General features: G+C 38.7%; 13 protein-coding genes. 2 read left to right on the top strand and 11 right to left on the bottom strand.

Annotated elements, in window-relative coordinates:
* Positions 1 to 50 precede the first annotated feature (50 nt).
* Entirely contained in the window at positions 51 to 782 is a 732-nt protein-coding gene (locus WAA20_RS09415) for a LytTR family DNA-binding domain-containing protein (RefSeq protein ID WP_073387744.1), read from the bottom strand.
* A gap of 883 nt (positions 783 to 1665) precedes the next feature.
* Between WAA20_RS09415 and WAA20_RS09410 the strand changes: the two genes are divergently transcribed.
* A complete protein-coding gene (locus WAA20_RS09410; RefSeq protein ID WP_338802711.1) occupies positions 1666 to 2277 on the top strand; it encodes a GHKL domain-containing protein in 612 nt (203 codons plus the stop codon).
* Between the two features lie 192 nt (positions 2278 to 2469).
* Positions 2470 to 2793 carry a hypothetical protein gene (locus tag WAA20_RS09405; RefSeq protein WP_073387624.1) on the top strand — a complete coding sequence of 108 codons (324 nt, stop codon included), beginning with the start codon at positions 2470 to 2472 and terminating at the stop codon, positions 2791 to 2793.
* Between the two features lie 134 nt (positions 2794 to 2927).
* On the opposite strand, the gene WAA20_RS09400 is transcribed toward WAA20_RS09405, so the two are convergent.
* The 10 genes from WAA20_RS09400 to WAA20_RS09355 form a co-directional block, all read right to left on the bottom strand.
* Complete coding sequence (locus WAA20_RS09400; RefSeq protein WP_073387626.1) at positions 2928 to 4388, bottom strand: sensor domain-containing diguanylate cyclase; 1461 nt, start codon at positions 4386 to 4388, stop codon at positions 2928 to 2930.
* A 251-nt stretch (positions 4389 to 4639) separates the two neighbouring features.
* Positions 4640 to 6538: a hypothetical protein gene (locus WAA20_RS09395; RefSeq protein WP_073387628.1), complete on the bottom strand. Its 1899-nt coding sequence runs from the start codon at positions 6536 to 6538 to the stop codon at positions 4640 to 4642.
* 82 nt (positions 6539 to 6620) lie between these two features.
* Entirely contained in the window at positions 6621 to 7040 is a 420-nt protein-coding gene (locus WAA20_RS09390) for a hypothetical protein (protein ID WP_073387630.1), read from the bottom strand.
* 203 nt (positions 7041 to 7243) lie between these two features.
* Positions 7244 to 9706, bottom strand: coding sequence for an adenosine deaminase (locus WAA20_RS09385; protein WP_073387631.1), 2463 nt, complete (start codon positions 9704 to 9706; stop codon positions 7244 to 7246).
* A gap of 325 nt (positions 9707 to 10031) precedes the next feature.
* Positions 10032 to 11474 carry a cobyrinate a,c-diamide synthase gene (locus tag WAA20_RS09380; protein ID WP_073387633.1) on the bottom strand — a complete coding sequence of 481 codons (1443 nt, stop codon included), beginning with the start codon at positions 11472 to 11474 and terminating at the stop codon, positions 10032 to 10034.
* Between the two features lie 365 nt (positions 11475 to 11839).
* Positions 11840 to 13966: a precorrin-6A reductase gene (gene cobK / locus WAA20_RS09375; protein WP_073387635.1), complete on the bottom strand. Its 2127-nt coding sequence runs from the start codon at positions 13964 to 13966 to the stop codon at positions 11840 to 11842.
* A gap of 63 nt (positions 13967 to 14029) precedes the next feature.
* Entirely contained in the window at positions 14030 to 14785 is a 756-nt protein-coding gene (gene cobJ / locus WAA20_RS09370) for a precorrin-3B C(17)-methyltransferase (RefSeq protein ID WP_073387637.1), read from the bottom strand.
* 100 nt (positions 14786 to 14885) lie between these two features.
* On the bottom strand, positions 14886 to 15794 hold the full coding sequence (locus tag WAA20_RS09365; protein ID WP_073387638.1) for a cobalamin biosynthesis protein: 909 nt from the start codon (positions 15792 to 15794) through the stop codon (positions 14886 to 14888).
* Positions 15795 to 15906: 112 nt separating this feature from the next.
* Positions 15907 to 16656 carry an ABC transporter ATP-binding protein gene (locus WAA20_RS09360; RefSeq protein ID WP_073387640.1) on the bottom strand — a complete coding sequence of 250 codons (750 nt, stop codon included), beginning with the start codon at positions 16654 to 16656 and terminating at the stop codon, positions 15907 to 15909.
* The gene (locus WAA20_RS09355; RefSeq protein WP_081373819.1) at positions 16646 to 17713 is read right to left on the bottom strand and encodes an iron ABC transporter permease; all 1068 of its coding nucleotides are present in this window, start codon (positions 17711 to 17713) and stop codon (positions 16646 to 16648) included. The genes WAA20_RS09360 and WAA20_RS09355 overlap by 11 nt, the downstream gene beginning before the upstream one ends.
* Positions 17714 to 17735: the final 22 nt, after the last annotated feature.

Here is a 17735-nt window from a genome sequence, read left to right as displayed (position 1 = left end):
AAAAGTCATGTAAATAGGCCAATTGAGAACACCTTCGGTGTTGGGCCTATTTATGAGCATTTGGTAAGGGAATGTATATATCTTGTGGAGACGACACACACTTCACCATTACTCAGTGTAACCGTGCGGTTTTTAAGGTCTACTTCCCGTAAATGTTTTTTGTTGATCACGGTGGATCTGTGACAGATTATGAAGTTAGATCCAAGTTCATCTTTGATTTCTTTTATCTTCCCATTAAATTCAAGTATTCTTGCGGGGGTATGCATGATAACTTTGTGAGGGCTTGATGAAGTCTCTATGTAAAGGATCTCCTCAACAGGTATGCAATATTCCTTATCTCCAATCTTCACAGCATATATCTGATTTGCATGATTATTAACTGCTGAGTATCTGGAATATGCATTATTTATGCACTGATGAATGCGCATGTGGAGGTTATCCTGATCATCTTTTAATATAAAATCAAGAGCCTCAACCTTATAAGTAAAGGTCATGTAGCACATCTCAGAATGAGTTGTTACAAAGACAATGAATCCGCGAGGATCCTTCTTCCTGATCTGCTGGGCAAGAGTCAGTCCGTTCATATCTGACGCAAGTTCTATATCCAAAAAGTATAGTCCAACATTTGGATTATCATCTATTGTCGATAAAACCTTGTATGGATCATCTGTAGAAAGCATCAGTTTAAGATCGTAATCTTCTATCATGATGACTTGATTCACATATTCTGTCATCAAACCTCGCTGGGTCTTATCATCTTCACAAATATAAATATTTAACATGAATTTTTTACCATCCATCAAAAAACAAAAGTTCCTTAAATATACTACCTGCACATATTTATTAAGTCAAAATATATTTCCAAATCCTTGAAAATATAGTAAATTAATGCATTGTACTACTTTATTGACGCGAACTACAAAATGTATTTTTATGTACAAATTTCATATAAAGGAAGATTTATTATATGGATATTACGATTTTATTAGATGCTATTTCTACCAGCTTTTGGTTGCCTGTCTCTGCTAATATCATGTGGACAAAGCATGTAAGCCTTCAAAAGAGAATCTTAAGCTTTATTATGATGAGTTTGGCATATATATGTATTTATATAAGAGACAACACATTCTCAAGTGTAATGATTTTATGGCCAATATTATTTCTTATAACATATTTTTGTTTTAACAAAGATATAAACTCATTTATCCTGGTTCCGGGAGCCTATATGATAGGTGTTGTTGCGAATTACGCATAGCGATTATATTTTATTTTATAAAAGTAGACGCTCACGCAGATAATGTACTATATTTCGTAAGACTTTTCTTAATCACAGTACTGATTGTAGTACTATCCTATTTGGTTAATCGTTTATATTTAAAGTATACTAAAGCAATTGAATACATACCTTCAAAAAACATAACAATTGCTATGACCGTGATAATAACTATTGTAGGTTTATTTTATTGGTTTATGGTTTTTCATGCCAAATCATTAGGCGATGAAACAATAACTCCGATTATTTATTTTGTTTTTTATTTAGCTCAGGCAGCTTTGATCGTTTTAATATTCCACTTTATTACCTTTAATATTTATTCAACTCAAAAAACAAAGCGCGAAGAAGAAAGCAAAAGAAACCTTTTAGAATACACCTCTCAGGTAGAGAACATGTACGACGAGCTTCGTTCCTTCAAACACGATTATGTAAATGTACTCCTGACATTATCAAGCTTTATCGACAATAATGATATGGACGGCCTTAACGCATATTTTAAAAGCACAGTCCTTCCAACAAGCGAAAAGCTCAATCAGGGCAAATACTACCTTCACAAGCTTTCTAAGATAAAAGAACCTGCGATCAAAGGTATGCTCTCTGCCAAGTTCATAAACGCCATGAACCTTGGAATTAACCTTTTCGTCGATATTATGGACGATATCCCTGAGATATCTATGAGTGTTCTGGATCTTACAAGAATTCTTGGAATATATATAGATAATGCTGTAGAAGCCGCTCTTGAAACTGAAAGTAAAGAGATCAAGTTCAATGTAGTTCTTGACCAAAGCTCTGTAGCTATCATTGTAGCCAATTCTTTTGTAAATAAAGGTATATTCCTTTCTGAAATTGAGAAAAAAGGCATCAGTACTAAAGGTGAAGGCAGAGGTATTGGTCTTGACAACGTACGTAAGATACTTGAAAGCTATGAAAATGTAAGCAAGATGACAGAAATAAATGACAACTACTTTTCCCAGACACTTGTGATTGAAAAGATGACAGCGTAAGATTTAAATCCTGGCAACACTATCTCTTGACCGTGTTATGTTTTTAATATTTCCGCGCTTTATTCATCCTAAACGCAAACCTCTCCGCGAATAAGACTCCGAATTAGTATTTCAGGACTAAAATGTCGATCCTCCATGCTTGCTGGTAGACTTTACTTATCAACAAGATACCTAAACAAAAAGGAGGACGAAATGAATAACATCTATGTTGTAGTATTACTTATTTTAACTGGAGTTGCGCTGATTTCTATGGCTCTTTGGGAGGCATTTGGCGCTATAAAGCACAAGAACAATAAAGAAGAGTTTAAGACTGTTGTGACCAAAGCAAGAGCCGACTCTGCCAAAACTTTATGGTTTGTTTTTGTGTGTTGGGAATTATTAACATTTTTCATCAAGGGAGAACCGACATTTACTCTTAACAATATTCACACCATGGTTTTGATCATGTTCGGATTACAGTGTACCGTCGAGCTTTTTGCTGGCATCTATCATGAAAGTAAGATTGCGCGTGCTTAATACACTCCAGTGAAGCCTCACACTAAAATGCCAGCTACTTGCAACTATCCATGCAGCATAGTTGCAAGTAACCGGCGTATTTATATAAGTTGATATTTTAGTCTGACGTTTTAGATACCTTTATAACCATCTGATCAGTTTGCGATCACAGTGTATGTATCACGCGTCTTTTTGGACTCGTACAGTGCCTTATCAGCAACTCCGATAAGATTATTGACAAGTTCTGTCCCGTAGGCTGCGCCGAAGCTCATGGTTATACGTACTTCTGGGCTGTTATCAATCTTGATCTCTTTAAGTGCCGACTTAAGGTATACAAGTTTGCTTTTAAGATTTGCTCTTGTTATATCGAAAAAAACTATCATGAACTCATCACCGCCGTAGCGTATGACAACATCATCTTTTCTGACAGAGTGTTCGAGAAGTTTGGCCACTTTTTGTATAGCTTCATCTCCGCCCTGGTGACCGGCTGTATCATTGACATTCTTGAACAGATCGATATCTGCCATAACTACCGCCTTGCAAGGCTCGAATTTAAGCTTATCATCAAGGAACCTTCTGTTTCGGATCTTAGAGAGAGAATCGACATAGATTTCTGCCTCAAACTCAGATATCTTTTTCTGCTGAGCCAGGCTCTGCAATTTAGTATCCGTAGTATCCATACAGCCGTAGACTATATGCGCAAGGCTACCGTCTTCATTTCTGTCACCCACCATGAAGACACCATTGAACCAGCGGTTTGCTTCTTCACTGTAGAATTCCATGCTTGTCGATCCATGTTCCTCGATAGCTGCAATGATCTTGTCTCTATCAAGCCAGTTATATAAGCTTTGATGGAAGCTTTCTGCAACAGTCGCTTTAACATTATTTTTTAGAAATACTAAAGCATCAGGATCTTTATCTGCCATCTCAACATATTCATTGGTACTTATCATGCGGTAGCTCATATCTCTAACATCTATGAACATAGAGAAATTAAAGACCTTACCTATAGCCTCAACTATCTTAAGATACTCCTTCAGATCTCTCTGAGCTGTAATATCGCGGTAACACCCCATGTAGATCTCCAGTGAGCCGTCATCTATGCGTCTTATAAATCTTCCTGCTCCTGTGACCCATATGATACTGCCGTCTTTCTTCTGCATACGATATGTAGCATGAGTGATATCCGGCAGATCACGATGGCACTTGATCGAATCCCAAAACAGCTTAACTATACCATCCCTTTCTTCCGGAACAAGAGTCTTGACCCAGCTGTCAAATTCATTAGGAAGATCGTCTAGTCCGTCATAGCCCAGCATCTGTCTGGTCTCATCATTGAATTCAAAACTGATAAGGTTCTCTTCTCGGTCGAAAGTACAGAAGTACATACCTGCCTTTAACCCTCTAGCAAACATATCCTCTCTGTATCTGGCGATCCGGCATTTACTATTTGCTTCATCAATTCTTCTATTACATTCAATTATTAGTTCACGCTGCGACTTGGGATAAGCATCTACGTCAAATAAAGGCGTATACTCATCAACAATATCACTAGCTTCAGCTGTAAACTGGCCTATACCATTATCTATGCTGCTTGCTACATCTTTTTTATCCATCAGAGCTCCTTTTAACCTATCATAACTTAAAAGAAGATTCATTAACTTCATATCGCGGGCAAAAGAGAATACCTAATGGTTCAGATTAGAAGAGCCCGCGGCACTAATCGTGGGGGTGACAATAAAACACTTTCAAAATCATACCTATGTTAGCATTGAAGAATGTTTATATCCACTAATTCTATATCGGCATTTTGGGGCTTTATTATAATGCTTTTGGCATTTTACGTTCAACTGATATTCAACAACTATTACCAATTCCAAATATGACTAAAGGAATTACTGATGCTTCGACCATATTCATTAAAACCGGAAGAATTGGTAGATGCCATAAGATAAATTAAAAATATTATTAAAGCTATAAGTCCGAAAAAGAACTTCATAATATACTCATTTGTCCATTCATTTTCGTAGTCATCGTTATAGTCAGAATAATCAGAGTCATCCTCATCTAATGGACTTACTAACGAATCCAGACTGTCATCATCGTCATCATTATATTCTTCTGCAATCTCTGAAAGATCATATGAGCTGCTTTCTGGTTTAAGAATTTCTACATCAGGATCAATTCCTTTTATCAGGCTATCGAGATTCCTCTGAGGTTCTGCATAGTAAGTGTTGTCTTCTGACCTTTCCCTGACAATACCCTTAGTGTAATCATTTTTTGTGGCTATAGTCTGGTTTTGAGCATATTCGTTAACTGAAGTCTTGCTGGCAACCTCTTTGTAATCAGCAGCCTTGCTGTCAGCATATTCATTAACAACAGTCTTTCTGTTAGCATCTTTATAAACATCAGCTCTATTGTCGCGCTCTCTACCAGCAATTACATCTTCTGCCTTAACTGTATTATCCCTATCAGACACTTTTTCTTCTGCTTCAACATCATATACATTATCTGATGTCTGATAGCAGTAACGACTAAATTGTAATGAGAGTTTGCTTATATGGAAGAAAAGTCTGCTTGTATAGAACTTTGTTTTATCCCATAACAGCTGAGCCTTGTCATCATACCCACTCTCGTCAAAAAAGCCTGTCTCAACAGCTTTGTTTATCTTTTCGACATTTTCTTCTGTAACTTTTTCATTTACGTAGCTCTTGTCCAGTTCAAGGACTCTTTTTCCAAGGGTGTGGCTGACACCAATTAATACTCTACTTAAAGCAAAAATAATTCCGCTTAAATAGTAACAAAGCCTGCTCAAATAATAGGTGAGCTTACTGAAGAAGTATACAACACCGGTTTTAAGATCTTTGACGTCTTCAATGCTATACGCATCCTCGAATACATCTTTCTCTTTACCACTTTCTTCTGCATCCTCATTAGGCGCCGCCTTCATAAGCGGTGTCTTAATATCCATCCAGGAGCCTTCAGATTTGTTGTTATCTACTACAGATCTACTCTTACGGCTATTATTTTGACCTAATGAGCTATCTCCGAATAAACTTGTTCTTCTATCGGTTCTATAAATACTCTCAACATATCGATCTGAGTCTTGATTGCTTCTGTATGTATTTTCAAATGGTTCTTTGTTAGTATCGCCGCATAAACTATTTCTAAATGCATCTACGTTCTCTTCTTCGCCATATGAACTATCTCCAAATGCATCTGAGTTCTCTTCTTCGCTGTATGAACCATCTTCATATGAATTCGAATCAGTTTCGTCGTATGATTCATCTTCAACTGATTCCGAACCAGCTTCATCGTATGATTCATACCCGAATGAATTTGAGCCAGCTTCACCGTAGATATCTTCTCCAAATGAAGCCTGATTCTCTTCCTTACTGTTGATGCTTTCAATTAGAGATCTTAGCTTCTCTTGTTCAGTATATACTTTATCTTCTGCTCCAAATCTTTTGGAAGCATTCTGCTCTTCTGCATTTTGAAGGACGTTCAGAAGGCAATCATAAAGCTTTTTAACGCCTTCAGCCTCATCAGTTCCCTGATAAAGGACCTCTTTTGATCCATCTTCTAGATTTTTATATGCAATGAAATCTCCGGTCCAATAATCCTTATAAATACCATGTGCATTAGATCCGATATGATCCGAACCCAAATAAAAATTAAGCTGGTAAAGGCTAATCCCACTTTTATTACAGTAATCCCTTAACTCATCGATAGTCACAGGTACTCTGCTATCAACATTATCTGTCATCCCTGAATATAATCCTCCCTAATAAAACAAAATAGTGCTATCCAATATCTTGGATTTTTCTATATATATATTTTCTCAATGCTTACATAACAGGCTCAACAAGCTCTAAAGAGCCTTCTATATGTATCACATCACCCTTTTGAAAATCGATCTTACTCTCGAATTCAATCTGTATTCGCTCTTCGCAAAGTGAAGTAAGCGCATATATTGAATATTCATCCAGCACTTCCTCAACCTTAACAACGGCATTTATATCTGATGAATGTATGGTAGGCTGATCATGCATCAAATCTTTATCACAGATATAAGCATTCTCAACCAGGTCTATCCAAAGATTGCCCTCTATGACATCGCCTATACTCTTCACTTTAGAATTCCCATTTTCATCAAGATATTCGCGGAATTCCAGGAAATGTACCGTAAAACATTTTCCTTCAGAAGATTTAACATCAACAAATCTTTCGTAGCCATCAGTATTAATATTTACGATTTCAAATTTCATATTTTCCCTCATTTAAAAAAGTGGGAACAATGCCGTGAATACAGCAAAAAAGACCATTTACAGCCCAATAAAACTTTTTCTCCCACTACTTTTTATAAAAAACCACAGTTGCAAGAAACTCCCCTTTTTCTTGCAACCCAATTAAAAATCTTTAATTATAATATATGCTTAAAAGACATTTATACCGCTTTTTTCCTATATCGTCAACTCTTTCCCTTCTGTTTTGCAAGGAGCTCTTTTATCTTAACTACAACATCATTGTTTTCGTCAAAAAACTCTACATATCCGTGAAGTGATCTTGCTTTCTGCCAAAGGGTCTTAGAGTGACTCCAAACCATAATAGCAGATTTGCCCTTACCATTTCTAGCCTCTTGTATAAGATTTGCTGCAGCGCTGTTTCCATCGAAGGCCACAACAAGTGAAGGGCGTCTTTCAAAGATCTCATAGTTAAAGCTCTTGTAGATGCCCATACCTTCTGTTTCTGTAGAAACTCTTATCTTAACGCCTGAAGCCTTGAGCTTTTCAACTTCTTTTTTAGAAACTGCAGCAGGAACAACGGCGTATATCGTAAACTTCTTCTTATTATGTTCGAGTAGATATTTTTCATAGCCTGAAAGCTTGTGGCCTATTACAAAGTATACTTCCTCTGGATCAAGGAATTTCATTAGCTTTTCCAGCTGGCGGATGCCTTCGTTTGTGACTTTTGTGGCTCTGCTTTCAGTATTAAAGCTGCCTCCGATAAGGATCACTGGAAGTCTGTCCCAGGCAAGCTCTTCGATTTCTTCTTTGAGTTCTCTGTTTGCATCAAACTTAGGAACTGTCTTGTGGGCAGACTTTGAGATCCTGACAGTCTGCATCTTTTCAAGAAGGACTTCCTCCATATCACGGCCTTTAAGCATGTCATAGAAAGCTGCCTTCTTGTCAGAATAAGCTTTTCTGCTATCTTCTATGATCCTGGTCTCAGTATCCTTCATAAGACGCAGATCATTCTGGGAAAGCCCCAGCATCCTCTCAAGAGAAAGCTCTTCATCAATTGAGTTAGTTCCGTACAAAGCCGCACCATCAGAGCCCTGAACGCACATGATGCCTTGCTTAAGGTACTGTCTTAAGGGGTGATGCTCCAGTGAATTAAGGTTATTGAGACGCACGTTACTAGTAATCTGGAATTCAAGGACTACGTTATTGTCCTTGAGCTTTTTAAGCACGTCTTTGCCCTTATTAGATCGTAGGCTATATGTATAAAGACCGTGACCAAGCCTCATCCTGGGCATAGCCTGTCCGGGTGCAAGAGAATCTATGACACATTCTATACTGTGGGCGATGTTGTCCTTCCAGCTGTCGTTTTCACCTGCATGGACTCTTATGACAAAATAGGGATCGCCTGCTGCAATCTTTACGATTTCCTTGAAAACAGGCTTTAAGGTGATGATATCGTTGATCTCTTCACCTACGAAATCGCATCCTGCAACATAAGGATCAAGTGCTGTCGCTCTGAGTACTGCAAGGTTCTGCTCAAGATAATCAGAAGGTGTAACGGCGTCTTTTACGATAGTCAAAGGAATCCTTCGCATAGCTGCAAGGAATCTTATCATTACGCCTGTCTCCTGATAGATCTTAGGCATAACCTGATGAACCTGGCGGAGCATCTCGATGGATTCATATTTTTTTACCAGCGTTGTATCACTTATTTCCGCATAGGATACGCCCTGCTTCTTGTAATATCTGGCGATCCAAAGGAGCTTATCCTGGAAAATAGTATTCTGCGCATAGTCAGGATTTTCCCTGTCTCTTAGCATCTGCTTAAGGTACTTCTTAACATCCTCATCAGGAATAAGGTCAGCGTTGTTAATATCGATCTTGTCGTCGCTCTCTTTGCCCTTACAAAATACATAACGGTAGAGATACACCTTCTCAAGATTTGTAAAAACAGCCTGCCCGTCCTTGATAACAGAAAGTGAACCACGGATCTTGACTATATTCATCTCTGCATTGCCGAGATTGTTAAGGATAAGGTCGGCAAAATTGATGAAAGTATTATCGTTGATCTTTCTGTCCAGATATTTGCCAGTAAGGGGCGATGTTATGAACTGTCTGGCAACCTTAGCCCTTTGAGCATTAACCTTGTCCCACTGCTCCTGAGTAAGCTTTAGATCAAGTTTCTTGACATAATAAAGGGGATATCTTATCTGATGGCAGATACCAAGAGCAATGAGCATATCGCCTGAGAGATTGCCGTTCATGTGAGTATGAAGATCTGCGCTGAACTTAAGATCTTTGCGCACAAATGTCTTGAACACGGTCTTATCAAGGCCAAGCTGATAATCCTTGGTCTGGCTCATAAGAGTTTTGGATATAGCGGGGATCGCAGCCTTCATCTCGATACGTCCGTCTGGATATATCCTGGCAACTTCGATGTCGCCGAGGCTGAAGATGTAGCTTTCTTCATTGTAGCCATCAACATAACACGGAATCTCGCCTTTAATAACAAGCATTCCCTTATCGTCCTGAGAAAGGGGGAGCTTGCAGATGGCGGCAAGATTACGGATGAGGTTGCCGGTGCTATGGTTAGGCGTAGTCAGCACGTAATACATCTTGTCCAGGTCTTTATACAAGCTGACAATTATATCTTTTTCATTATCTAAGAAAAAACAGGTAAAGTAAGTCATAGTGTTTTCCTTCTTCTATGCTTTGCCTTATTCCTGAGGATGGCAGTAGATAAATGATTTGCTTATCTCTCGAGTTTTGAAATCCAAGGCATGATATCTAGATATTTATATTCCAGGATCCGAAACTCGCTTCGCGGGGACATGCGGATCCTAAACGGAATATAAATATCCATCTATCAAGCTCTTGGATTTTGCAAAACTCTCAAAGACAAGCAAATCATTTATCTACTGCCACCCTCAGGAATTTTCAAGGTATTAGTAATAATTCATATGAGATTTTTTTTGATTTTATAAATAATTACGTCTATGTATATTGTACTATATATCATTTTTCTAGAAAGCATCTGATAAAATCAACATTTGAAGGATAATATAAGTGCGCAAAGCCGCCGAAACTGTTATTTATAAGCTGATACCCTGTCCAATTTGCGCCGGATAACTTTTTTAAAGTACATACATCGCCATTGCATGATGTGTCGTAATAATGAAATTCGTGTGCTTTGATTTCTTCGCCTTGTTTAAGATATGGATTATCTGACTCTGCGCTCATAGTTACGTAGCCAAAATGCTGTAGCTTGTCTTTTTTGCACCCTTTGCCGTTAAAGAGACCTACCATCTCATATGCTTTGCCTTCAGGATCTTCAAGACTTTCCTGAAGATATAAGAAGCCTCCGCATTCTGCAAGGATAGGCATTCCGGACTTTCCTGCTGAGAGGATTGACTCTCTCATGAATTTATTCTCAGAAAGCTCCTTAACATATAATTCGGGATATCCGCCTCCAAATATTAGTCTTGATACGTCAGGAAGTTTCGTATCATGAATTGGGGAAAAGAAAACCAGCTCTGCTCCCAATTCTTTGAGAAGATCCAGATTGTCTTTATAGTAGAAACAAAAGGCTTCGTCCATAGCAACGCCGATTTTTACTATATCTTGTACATCATGAATAGTATGTTTTTCGCCTATTCTATCCTCAACAACACGAATATCAGTATCTTCTGTCACATAATCATTATCATTATTTATAATGTTATCTTCTGCAAAAAAAGCTTGATTTTCATCAATAGAAGGCGCTGATTCTGCAATACTCATAAGCTTATCAAAATCCAAATTTTCTTCAAGCTTGTCAGCGACTATATCAATTGTAGATAAAATATCCGGAATCTCAGAAGGCATAATAAGCCCAAGGTGTCTGCTTTCAAGGCTTACGTCTTTAAGCTTTGGAAGCATTCCTATAACAGGAACCTTAGTTTCTTTTTCTATCTCTATTTTGATGCTTTCAGCTACCATTGGGGATATATTGTTAAGGATTATACCGCCGATGGTGCCTGCTTTATCATAATCGCAGAATCCCTTTACAAGAGGAACTATTGACCTGCTCATACCTTTACAGTTAACAACAAGTATGGCAGGGGTCTTTGTGATCCTGCAGATATCATAGGATGAACCTTCATCTGATGTAGCGCTCATGCCATCATAAAACCCCATTACGCCTTCCATAACTCCAATGTTTCTGTCATTAGAGCCGCGAGACAGAGCTTTTTTGACGCCGTCACTTCCCATGAGGAATACATCAAGATTTCTTGAAGGAATTCCAAGGACTTTACTATGGAACATTGGATCGATGTAGTCGGGGCCGCATTTATAGGCAGCAGGAAGAAATCCTCTTCTTATAAGGATTCTTAGCATAGCGCAAGTTATAAGAGTTTTCCCGCTTCCACTTGAAGTGGCGCACATTAAAAACCTGGGAAAGGTTTTAAAATCTTTCATTCGCACCTCTAATTATATGACGTAAGGGTCAAAAGTCATTTCGATTCGAGCTTGCTCGAAATCGAATATGAATTTATGACCCGCAAAACATGAGCAAAGTAGCACGTAGTGCGGATTTGCGAATGTTTTAGGATTGTGAGAGTTTCGAAGAAACGGAACAATCCGTTAGTCATAAGGTGTCAAAAGGAACTTTTGACACCTACCTCATTATATTTAAGCTTCGTACTTATAAATCTCTCATTTGTAAAGATACATGACGTATCAAGTACATTTTTAGAATTAATGAGTTCCACAAAGAACTCTGGATGTAATTCTATATACGAAGATCTATATATGTACGAAGCTTAAGTTATTTTAGTTCTTTTCTATAGCGTAATAATATAAACAGGGTTCAAAGCATCTGCGAGATGATACCTTCCGACTTTCTTAAATCGGCTTACTGATACCATTATTATATCAGGTTCAATATCAGGATACTCATTAATAACATCCATCACCTGAGCAAAAGTCTCGGCTGTTACTGTATTTATGACAATTCTTGCCTTACTATTTTTTTGATATACAGCATCGATTATCTCTTTGATATTGCCGCTGCTTCCGCCAATAAATACGTGGCTTGGCGCAGGAAGATCCTTCATGGCATCTGGAGCCAGGCCGCTTATCATCTCAATGTTTGAGACATTAAATTTCTCTATATTCTTTCGAAGAAGTTCTATGGCCTCTTCATTTTTTTCTACAGAATAAACAGATATGCTTTCGTCAAGGAGAGCTGCTTCAAGCGAGATTGAGCCTGTACCTGAACCTATATCATAGAAAACAGCGCCTTTTGAAAGAGATAGCTTTCTCATAGAAAGAGCTCTGATCTCTTCCTTGGTCATAGGGACATTACCTCTAATTATTTCATCATCACATAGAGTTTTTACAATCTTTCTACCTGTGGCGTTTTCGTTATAAGTATATACAAGACATTTTCCGGCTATATCTTTTATAGTATCCGGATTACTTTTGGCATCTATTATCTTTTCAGAAGATGTTCCAAGGTCGCACCCTACGATGACCTTATCTGCAAGGCTTATGAGCTTTTCTGATATATTCCTTGCATGTTCAGCGTCAGATGTTAAAACAATAGTTTCAACATTATTAGTAACATTTCTTATAACATCACATTTTCTGCCATGAGCGCTTATAACTCTGACATCTTCAAGTCCAAGTCCAAGTTTTTGGGCAAATAATGTTACTGAAGATATGCCGCTGATCAGGTTGACTTTGTAGCCTTTATCTTCAAACAGCACTGTGGCCTTCTTAGCACCGCTGCAAAGGCTTATATCACCAGAGAATAAAACAAGCGGTTTTATATACTCCCTATTACCTTCTAGATAGTCATAGATCTTCTGTCCCTCGTATTCTGAAATCACCGGCACACGGCTGTTTTTTAGGTTATTGACAACCGCTTTGGCGCCAAAAATGATATCTGCTTCATCAATCGCCTTCTTAAGTTCAAGCGTATAGTAGTTGTCATCTCCAGGCCCCATGCCTGCAAGCGTAATAGCTTTATCAGAAGCGACATTTTTATCAGAAGAGATAGTTTTATCAAAAGCGATATCTTTATCAAAAATGACAGTTTTATCAAAATTTATATCTTTATCAGGAATGATATTTTTATCAGAATTGATATCTTTATCAGGAATGATATCTTTATTCGATGCGATAGTTATGCCAGTGTGCTTTGAAAGGATTTCAATTATTTCACTCAAGCTATACGCATCCGGGCTCTCAAGAGCGTTTTCAGGATTTCTTACGACTATCGCCTTTATGCCGCAGCTCATCGCAGCTTCAATCTTCTCTTCAAATCCGCCTGCCTTGCCGCTTTCCTTGGTGATAATAGCTTTTGCATCTATATCTTTGATCGTAGCAATGTTCATCTGTTTGGAGAAAGGTCCCTGCATGGCAATTATCTGTCTTCCACCAAAGCCTGCCTTTATGCACTTACCAATGCTGTCTTCGTTGGGAAGGACTCGTACGAATACTCTTGATGTATCAGTAATGATCGAAGCGATTTTTTCAAGATCCTTACTACCTGTAAGAACCAGTATATTACCATCTGTATCTTCCGCAGCCTTGGAGGCATCTTCTATAGAATCCACGCATATGACGTTATCAGTGCCATCCGCCTTAACCTCAGTACTTCTCTTAAGCCTTAAATATGGAACATCACTAGCTTCACAGGCTGTTTTGATTTCCTTAGACGCAGCTGTTGCAAAGGGGTGCGTCGCATCAACAACAATAGAGACCTCAAGAGACTTTATCATCTCTTCGATCTCTTTGAAGTTCTTCCTTCCAACAAAAAGATTTTCTTCACCGTTTTCTAAGAGTATCTCCTTGCCATATTCAGTTGCAACGCTGATCTCATGAAGAATTCCGGCTTTTCTAAGATAATCCGAAAGAATCCTTCCTTCTGTTGTTCCGCCAAAAACAAGTACTTTATTTTTCACTATTGATAACCTCATGTCGCGAATAGCATGAGCGACTAATGATTGAAGTGGCATCGCCACTTCTCAGCGATTGAAAATTTTATTTTCAATCGCATAACCCCTTGGAGTAACCATAAATCCGCTAAAATCCTTAGTTGACGAGTTGCCTATAAACACTGTACAAAACATATCCGCCTGAGCATCTTTGAGCTCATTAAGCGTCATTACGCTGCGTTCTTCTTCGGATCTCCCTATATTCCTTGCAATGCCGCAGACTCTATCCGGCGGCAGTACTTCCATAAGAATATCGCAGGCATGCGAAAGGTATCCCTTTCGTCCTTTACTTTCAGGATTATAGATAACAATTACCATATCAGCACTGGCAGCAGCTCTGAGCCTTTTTTCAATAAGCTCCATCTTAGTAAGCCTGTCACTTAAACTTATAAGGCAAAAGTCATGTATGAGCGGAGCCCCAAGAAGCGCCGCACCTGACAGAGCCGCCGTAACGCCAGGTATAATCTCGATCTTTACATCAGGAAACTTTGCACCAAACTCATATGCTAGGCCTGCCATTCCATAAACTCCGGAATCACCTGAACATATAAGTGCGACGTCATATCCTTCTGCAGCTTTAGAAAGAGCCAGCTCTACCCTTTTCTCTTCGCCGGTCATAGCCGTTGTAATATATTCTTTATCTGGGAAAAGAGGCTTCACAAGATCGCAATATACCTTGTAACCATAAATGTAATCACACTTTTCAAGCGTATTTCGCGCTCTTATAGTCATATCCTCTTCACTACCAGGGCCTATACCAACAACATACAATTTACCACTATTCATATATTGCTTACTCCATCTTATTTCTCACAATATTGCTTTATTTCTCCAGTAAATCTTAACTGGATATAACACATTTTATATATAAGTTTTAAATCAACTCTTATCCTTTTATCTGTACAGCGACCATTCCAATTGCCAATGTCATGCCATCTTTCTTAGTCTTTTTCTGGATGATGGTATGACACCCATAGGCACATACAGATCTTTCGCATACATTATCAGAACCTGTCACTTCCATGACAAGATCCGAATGCTCGAATTCCCCTTCCTGCTGCATCAGAACATCTGATGAGTATGTGATAAAAGGAACGCCAAGTCGATTTGAAAGTTCTATAAGTCCCTCTTCATCCTTCTTTTTATCAGCAGAAACCAAAGCTTTTACGGATCTTATATCTATACTTTTTTTATTAAGAACTTCATTTAAAAACTCATAGAGTTCATCTACGCTTTTACCTTTTCTGCATCCCATTCCTATTACAGTACATTTGGGTATAAGACATAGGGCATCTCTTTCCGGCTTATTAGGAGTAACTATAAACTCCGTCTCATGCCCAGCAAGAAGCGTCATGGAAAACTCCTTTGCCTTTTTCATATCGCTTATTCCAAGACCGTTACTCTTTGCAAAAACATCTACAGCAAATTCATTATTTACATCAGTTGCCGTTGTAATAACAGGTACAGCTCCTATCTTAGAAGCAATCTCCTTAGCAGCCTCAACGCCGCCTCCGATATGCCCTGAAAGAACCGGTATCACAAAAGTTCCCTTTTCATCTATAACAATAACTGCCGGGTCCTTGGTCTTATCCTTACAAAAAGGTGCAATTGCTCTTACAGCAATACCCATGGCTCCTATAAAGACAAGAACATTCCCTTGCTCAAAATTATCCCTTGTCCAGTCCTTAAGGCTATCAACCTTCAAGCCATCTTCACCTGAAAGTCGTGCCATTAGAGCTTTTCCTGTATCAGTAAAGCATATGAACTTATACTTACCTGAATTTGCTTGTTCCATTCAAAATCCTTTTTCTCTTTTTTCTCTTTCGAATTCTTCATTAACTATTTCTTTGTTTATTTAAGTGCCAATCTTAGGAAGACTCACCTATAAAACATCTTTACACGTACAACTAGACTTCCACATGCCTCTTAACTCGCTCATACATCTCATCCGTAAGCTCATAAAGCTCTTTAATAATTCCGCTTTCAATGACTTTTGCCGGCTCTTCACATATCGTCTCGCCATCTTTTTGTACAAGCAAAACCCTGTCCGATATCTCAAGTGCAAGCTCAAGTTCATGAAGTGACATAACAATAGTCACGCCTTCACTTGCCAGCTTTCTTATTACATCCATAAGCTCCAGCCTGTGCCTGATATCAAGATATGACGTAGGCTCGTCCATGATCAGATACTCAGGATCCTGGCATATAGCTCTTGCGATGAGCGTCCTTTGCTTTTGCCCGTCACTAAGAGATGCAAAGGGCTTTTCCTTAAGCTCAGCAATATTCATAAGATCGCAGGCTCTACCTGCTGTATCATAATCATCTTTTTTGTAAAGTCCTAGAAGATCACTATATGGAAGTCTCCCTGATAAAACAACGTCAAAAGCGCTCATGTGCTCAGGTCTCACCCTTGTTGTATTAACGATCGACATGCGCTTTGCTATCTCTCTAAGAGGAATATTCTTGATTTCTTCATCATCCAGCATCACAGCGCCGCCAAGCGTTTTTAGTTCACCTGAAATGCTCTTTAAAAGAGTCGATTTACCGCCGCCGTTTGGACCTATCAGAGATATGATCTCACCCTTTTTGATCTCAAGAGACAGGTTATTTACTATTATCTTTTTGTTATATCCAGCTTTCAGCTCTTTAATTTTCAAACCTGTGCCTCCTGATTATCATGAAGATTACAATAGGCGCTCCAAACAAAGACGTTACCGCTGATACGTTAAGCTCTGTCGGTGCAAAGAGCATCCTTGAAAGAAGGTCGCTAACAAGGCAGAATATGGATCCTGCCAGGAAAGATGCAGGTATCAGTACAACCGGCTTTGAAGATCTAAGCGACTCCCTCATAAGAAATGGAACTGCTATTCCGACAAAAGAAATAGGGCCTGCATAAGCTGTAACGCAAGCAGACAAAACGCATGAAAGCATGATTATAAGCACTCTGCAAAGCTTAACATTAACGCCAACGCTTCTGGCATAGGATTCGCCAAGTCTGAAAGCATCAAGCTTTTTGGACATAAGCATTACTAAAACCATAGTTATGGAAACAGTCACAAGGCAGTATATAACGCCGTTCATATTTGAACCTGAAAAGCTTCCCTGTGACCAGCTATGAAGATTCACAATATCAGAGTCATCAGCAAATGCTATAAGAAAGTCAGTGATCGCACTGCAGATGTACCCTATCATGATACCCGCAGCCAACAGCGCCGCCATGTTCTTAACACTTCTTGATATGAGTATGATAAAAGAAGTTGTGATCAGCGAACCTACAAAGGCAGCACCAATCAGCATATATCCTCTTACATAAAATCCTCCGCCCGCAACAAGTATAAGCAGCACTGTGACCATCATCTTCGCGCCCGAAGACACACCTAGAATATAAGGACCTGCAATAGGATTAGAAAAAAACGTCTGGAGCAAAAATCCAGACACAGCAAGCGCGCCTCCAAGGATAAACGCCATGATAGTCCTTGGAAGCCTGATATTCAGGATGATACTCGCCATTTTGTCATTCGTATTTGCTCCAAACAGCACTCCTGCAAGCGTCTTCAAGTCTATATCTACATTACCAATAGACAGGTTCAGAACTATGCCCGCAAGCGAAACTAATATCAAAACTATGAACACAGTTACCAGGCGTATCCTATTCTCATTATTATATTTATTCTGTATATTCTTTTCTTTAAGCATATCTTCTTTTTCACGCATTCAAACACCGTACATATTTAAC

Origin of the sequence: Butyrivibrio fibrisolvens, from assembly GCF_037113525.1 — a bacterium.
GTDB classification, from domain to species: domain Bacteria; phylum Bacillota; class Clostridia; order Lachnospirales; family Lachnospiraceae; genus Butyrivibrio; species Butyrivibrio fibrisolvens.
Note: the sequence above shows the minus strand (reverse complement) of the source record. Positions and strands in the feature narration are given on the sequence as shown.

What these genes read in the sequence shown, in the direction of transcription:
- WAA20_RS09415 (WP_073387744.1), bottom strand. Translation starts at nt 782, where the DNA reads ATGTTAAATATTTATATTTGTGAAGATGATAAGACCCAGCGAGGTTTG.
- WAA20_RS09410 (WP_338802711.1), top strand. Translation starts at nt 1,666, where the DNA reads ATGTACGACGAGCTTCGTTCCTTCAAACACGATTATGTAAATGTACTC.
- WAA20_RS09405 (WP_073387624.1), top strand. Translation starts at nt 2,470, where the DNA reads ATGAATAACATCTATGTTGTAGTATTACTTATTTTAACTGGAGTTGCG.
- WAA20_RS09400 (WP_073387626.1), bottom strand. Translation starts at nt 4,388, where the DNA reads ATGGATAAAAAAGATGTAGCAAGCAGCATAGATAATGGTATAGGCCAG.
- WAA20_RS09395 (WP_073387628.1), bottom strand. Translation starts at nt 6,538, where the DNA reads ATGACAGATAATGTTGATAGCAGAGTACCTGTGACTATCGATGAGTTA.
- WAA20_RS09390 (WP_073387630.1), bottom strand. Translation starts at nt 7,040, where the DNA reads ATGAAATTTGAAATCGTAAATATTAATACTGATGGCTACGAAAGATTT.
- WAA20_RS09385 (WP_073387631.1), bottom strand. Translation starts at nt 9,706, where the DNA reads ATGACTTACTTTACCTGTTTTTTCTTAGATAATGAAAAAGATATAATT.
- WAA20_RS09380 (WP_073387633.1), bottom strand. Translation starts at nt 11,474, where the DNA reads ATGAAAGATTTTAAAACCTTTCCCAGGTTTTTAATGTGCGCCACTTCA.
- cobJ (WP_073387637.1), bottom strand. Translation starts at nt 14,785, where the DNA reads ATGAATAGTGGTAAATTGTATGTTGTTGGTATAGGCCCTGGTAGTGAA.
- WAA20_RS09365 (WP_073387638.1), bottom strand. Translation starts at nt 15,794, where the DNA reads ATGGAACAAGCAAATTCAGGTAAGTATAAGTTCATATGCTTTACTGAT.
- WAA20_RS09355 (WP_081373819.1), bottom strand. Translation starts at nt 17,713, where the DNA reads ATGCGTGAAAAAGAAGATATGCTTAAAGAAAAGAATATACAGAATAAA.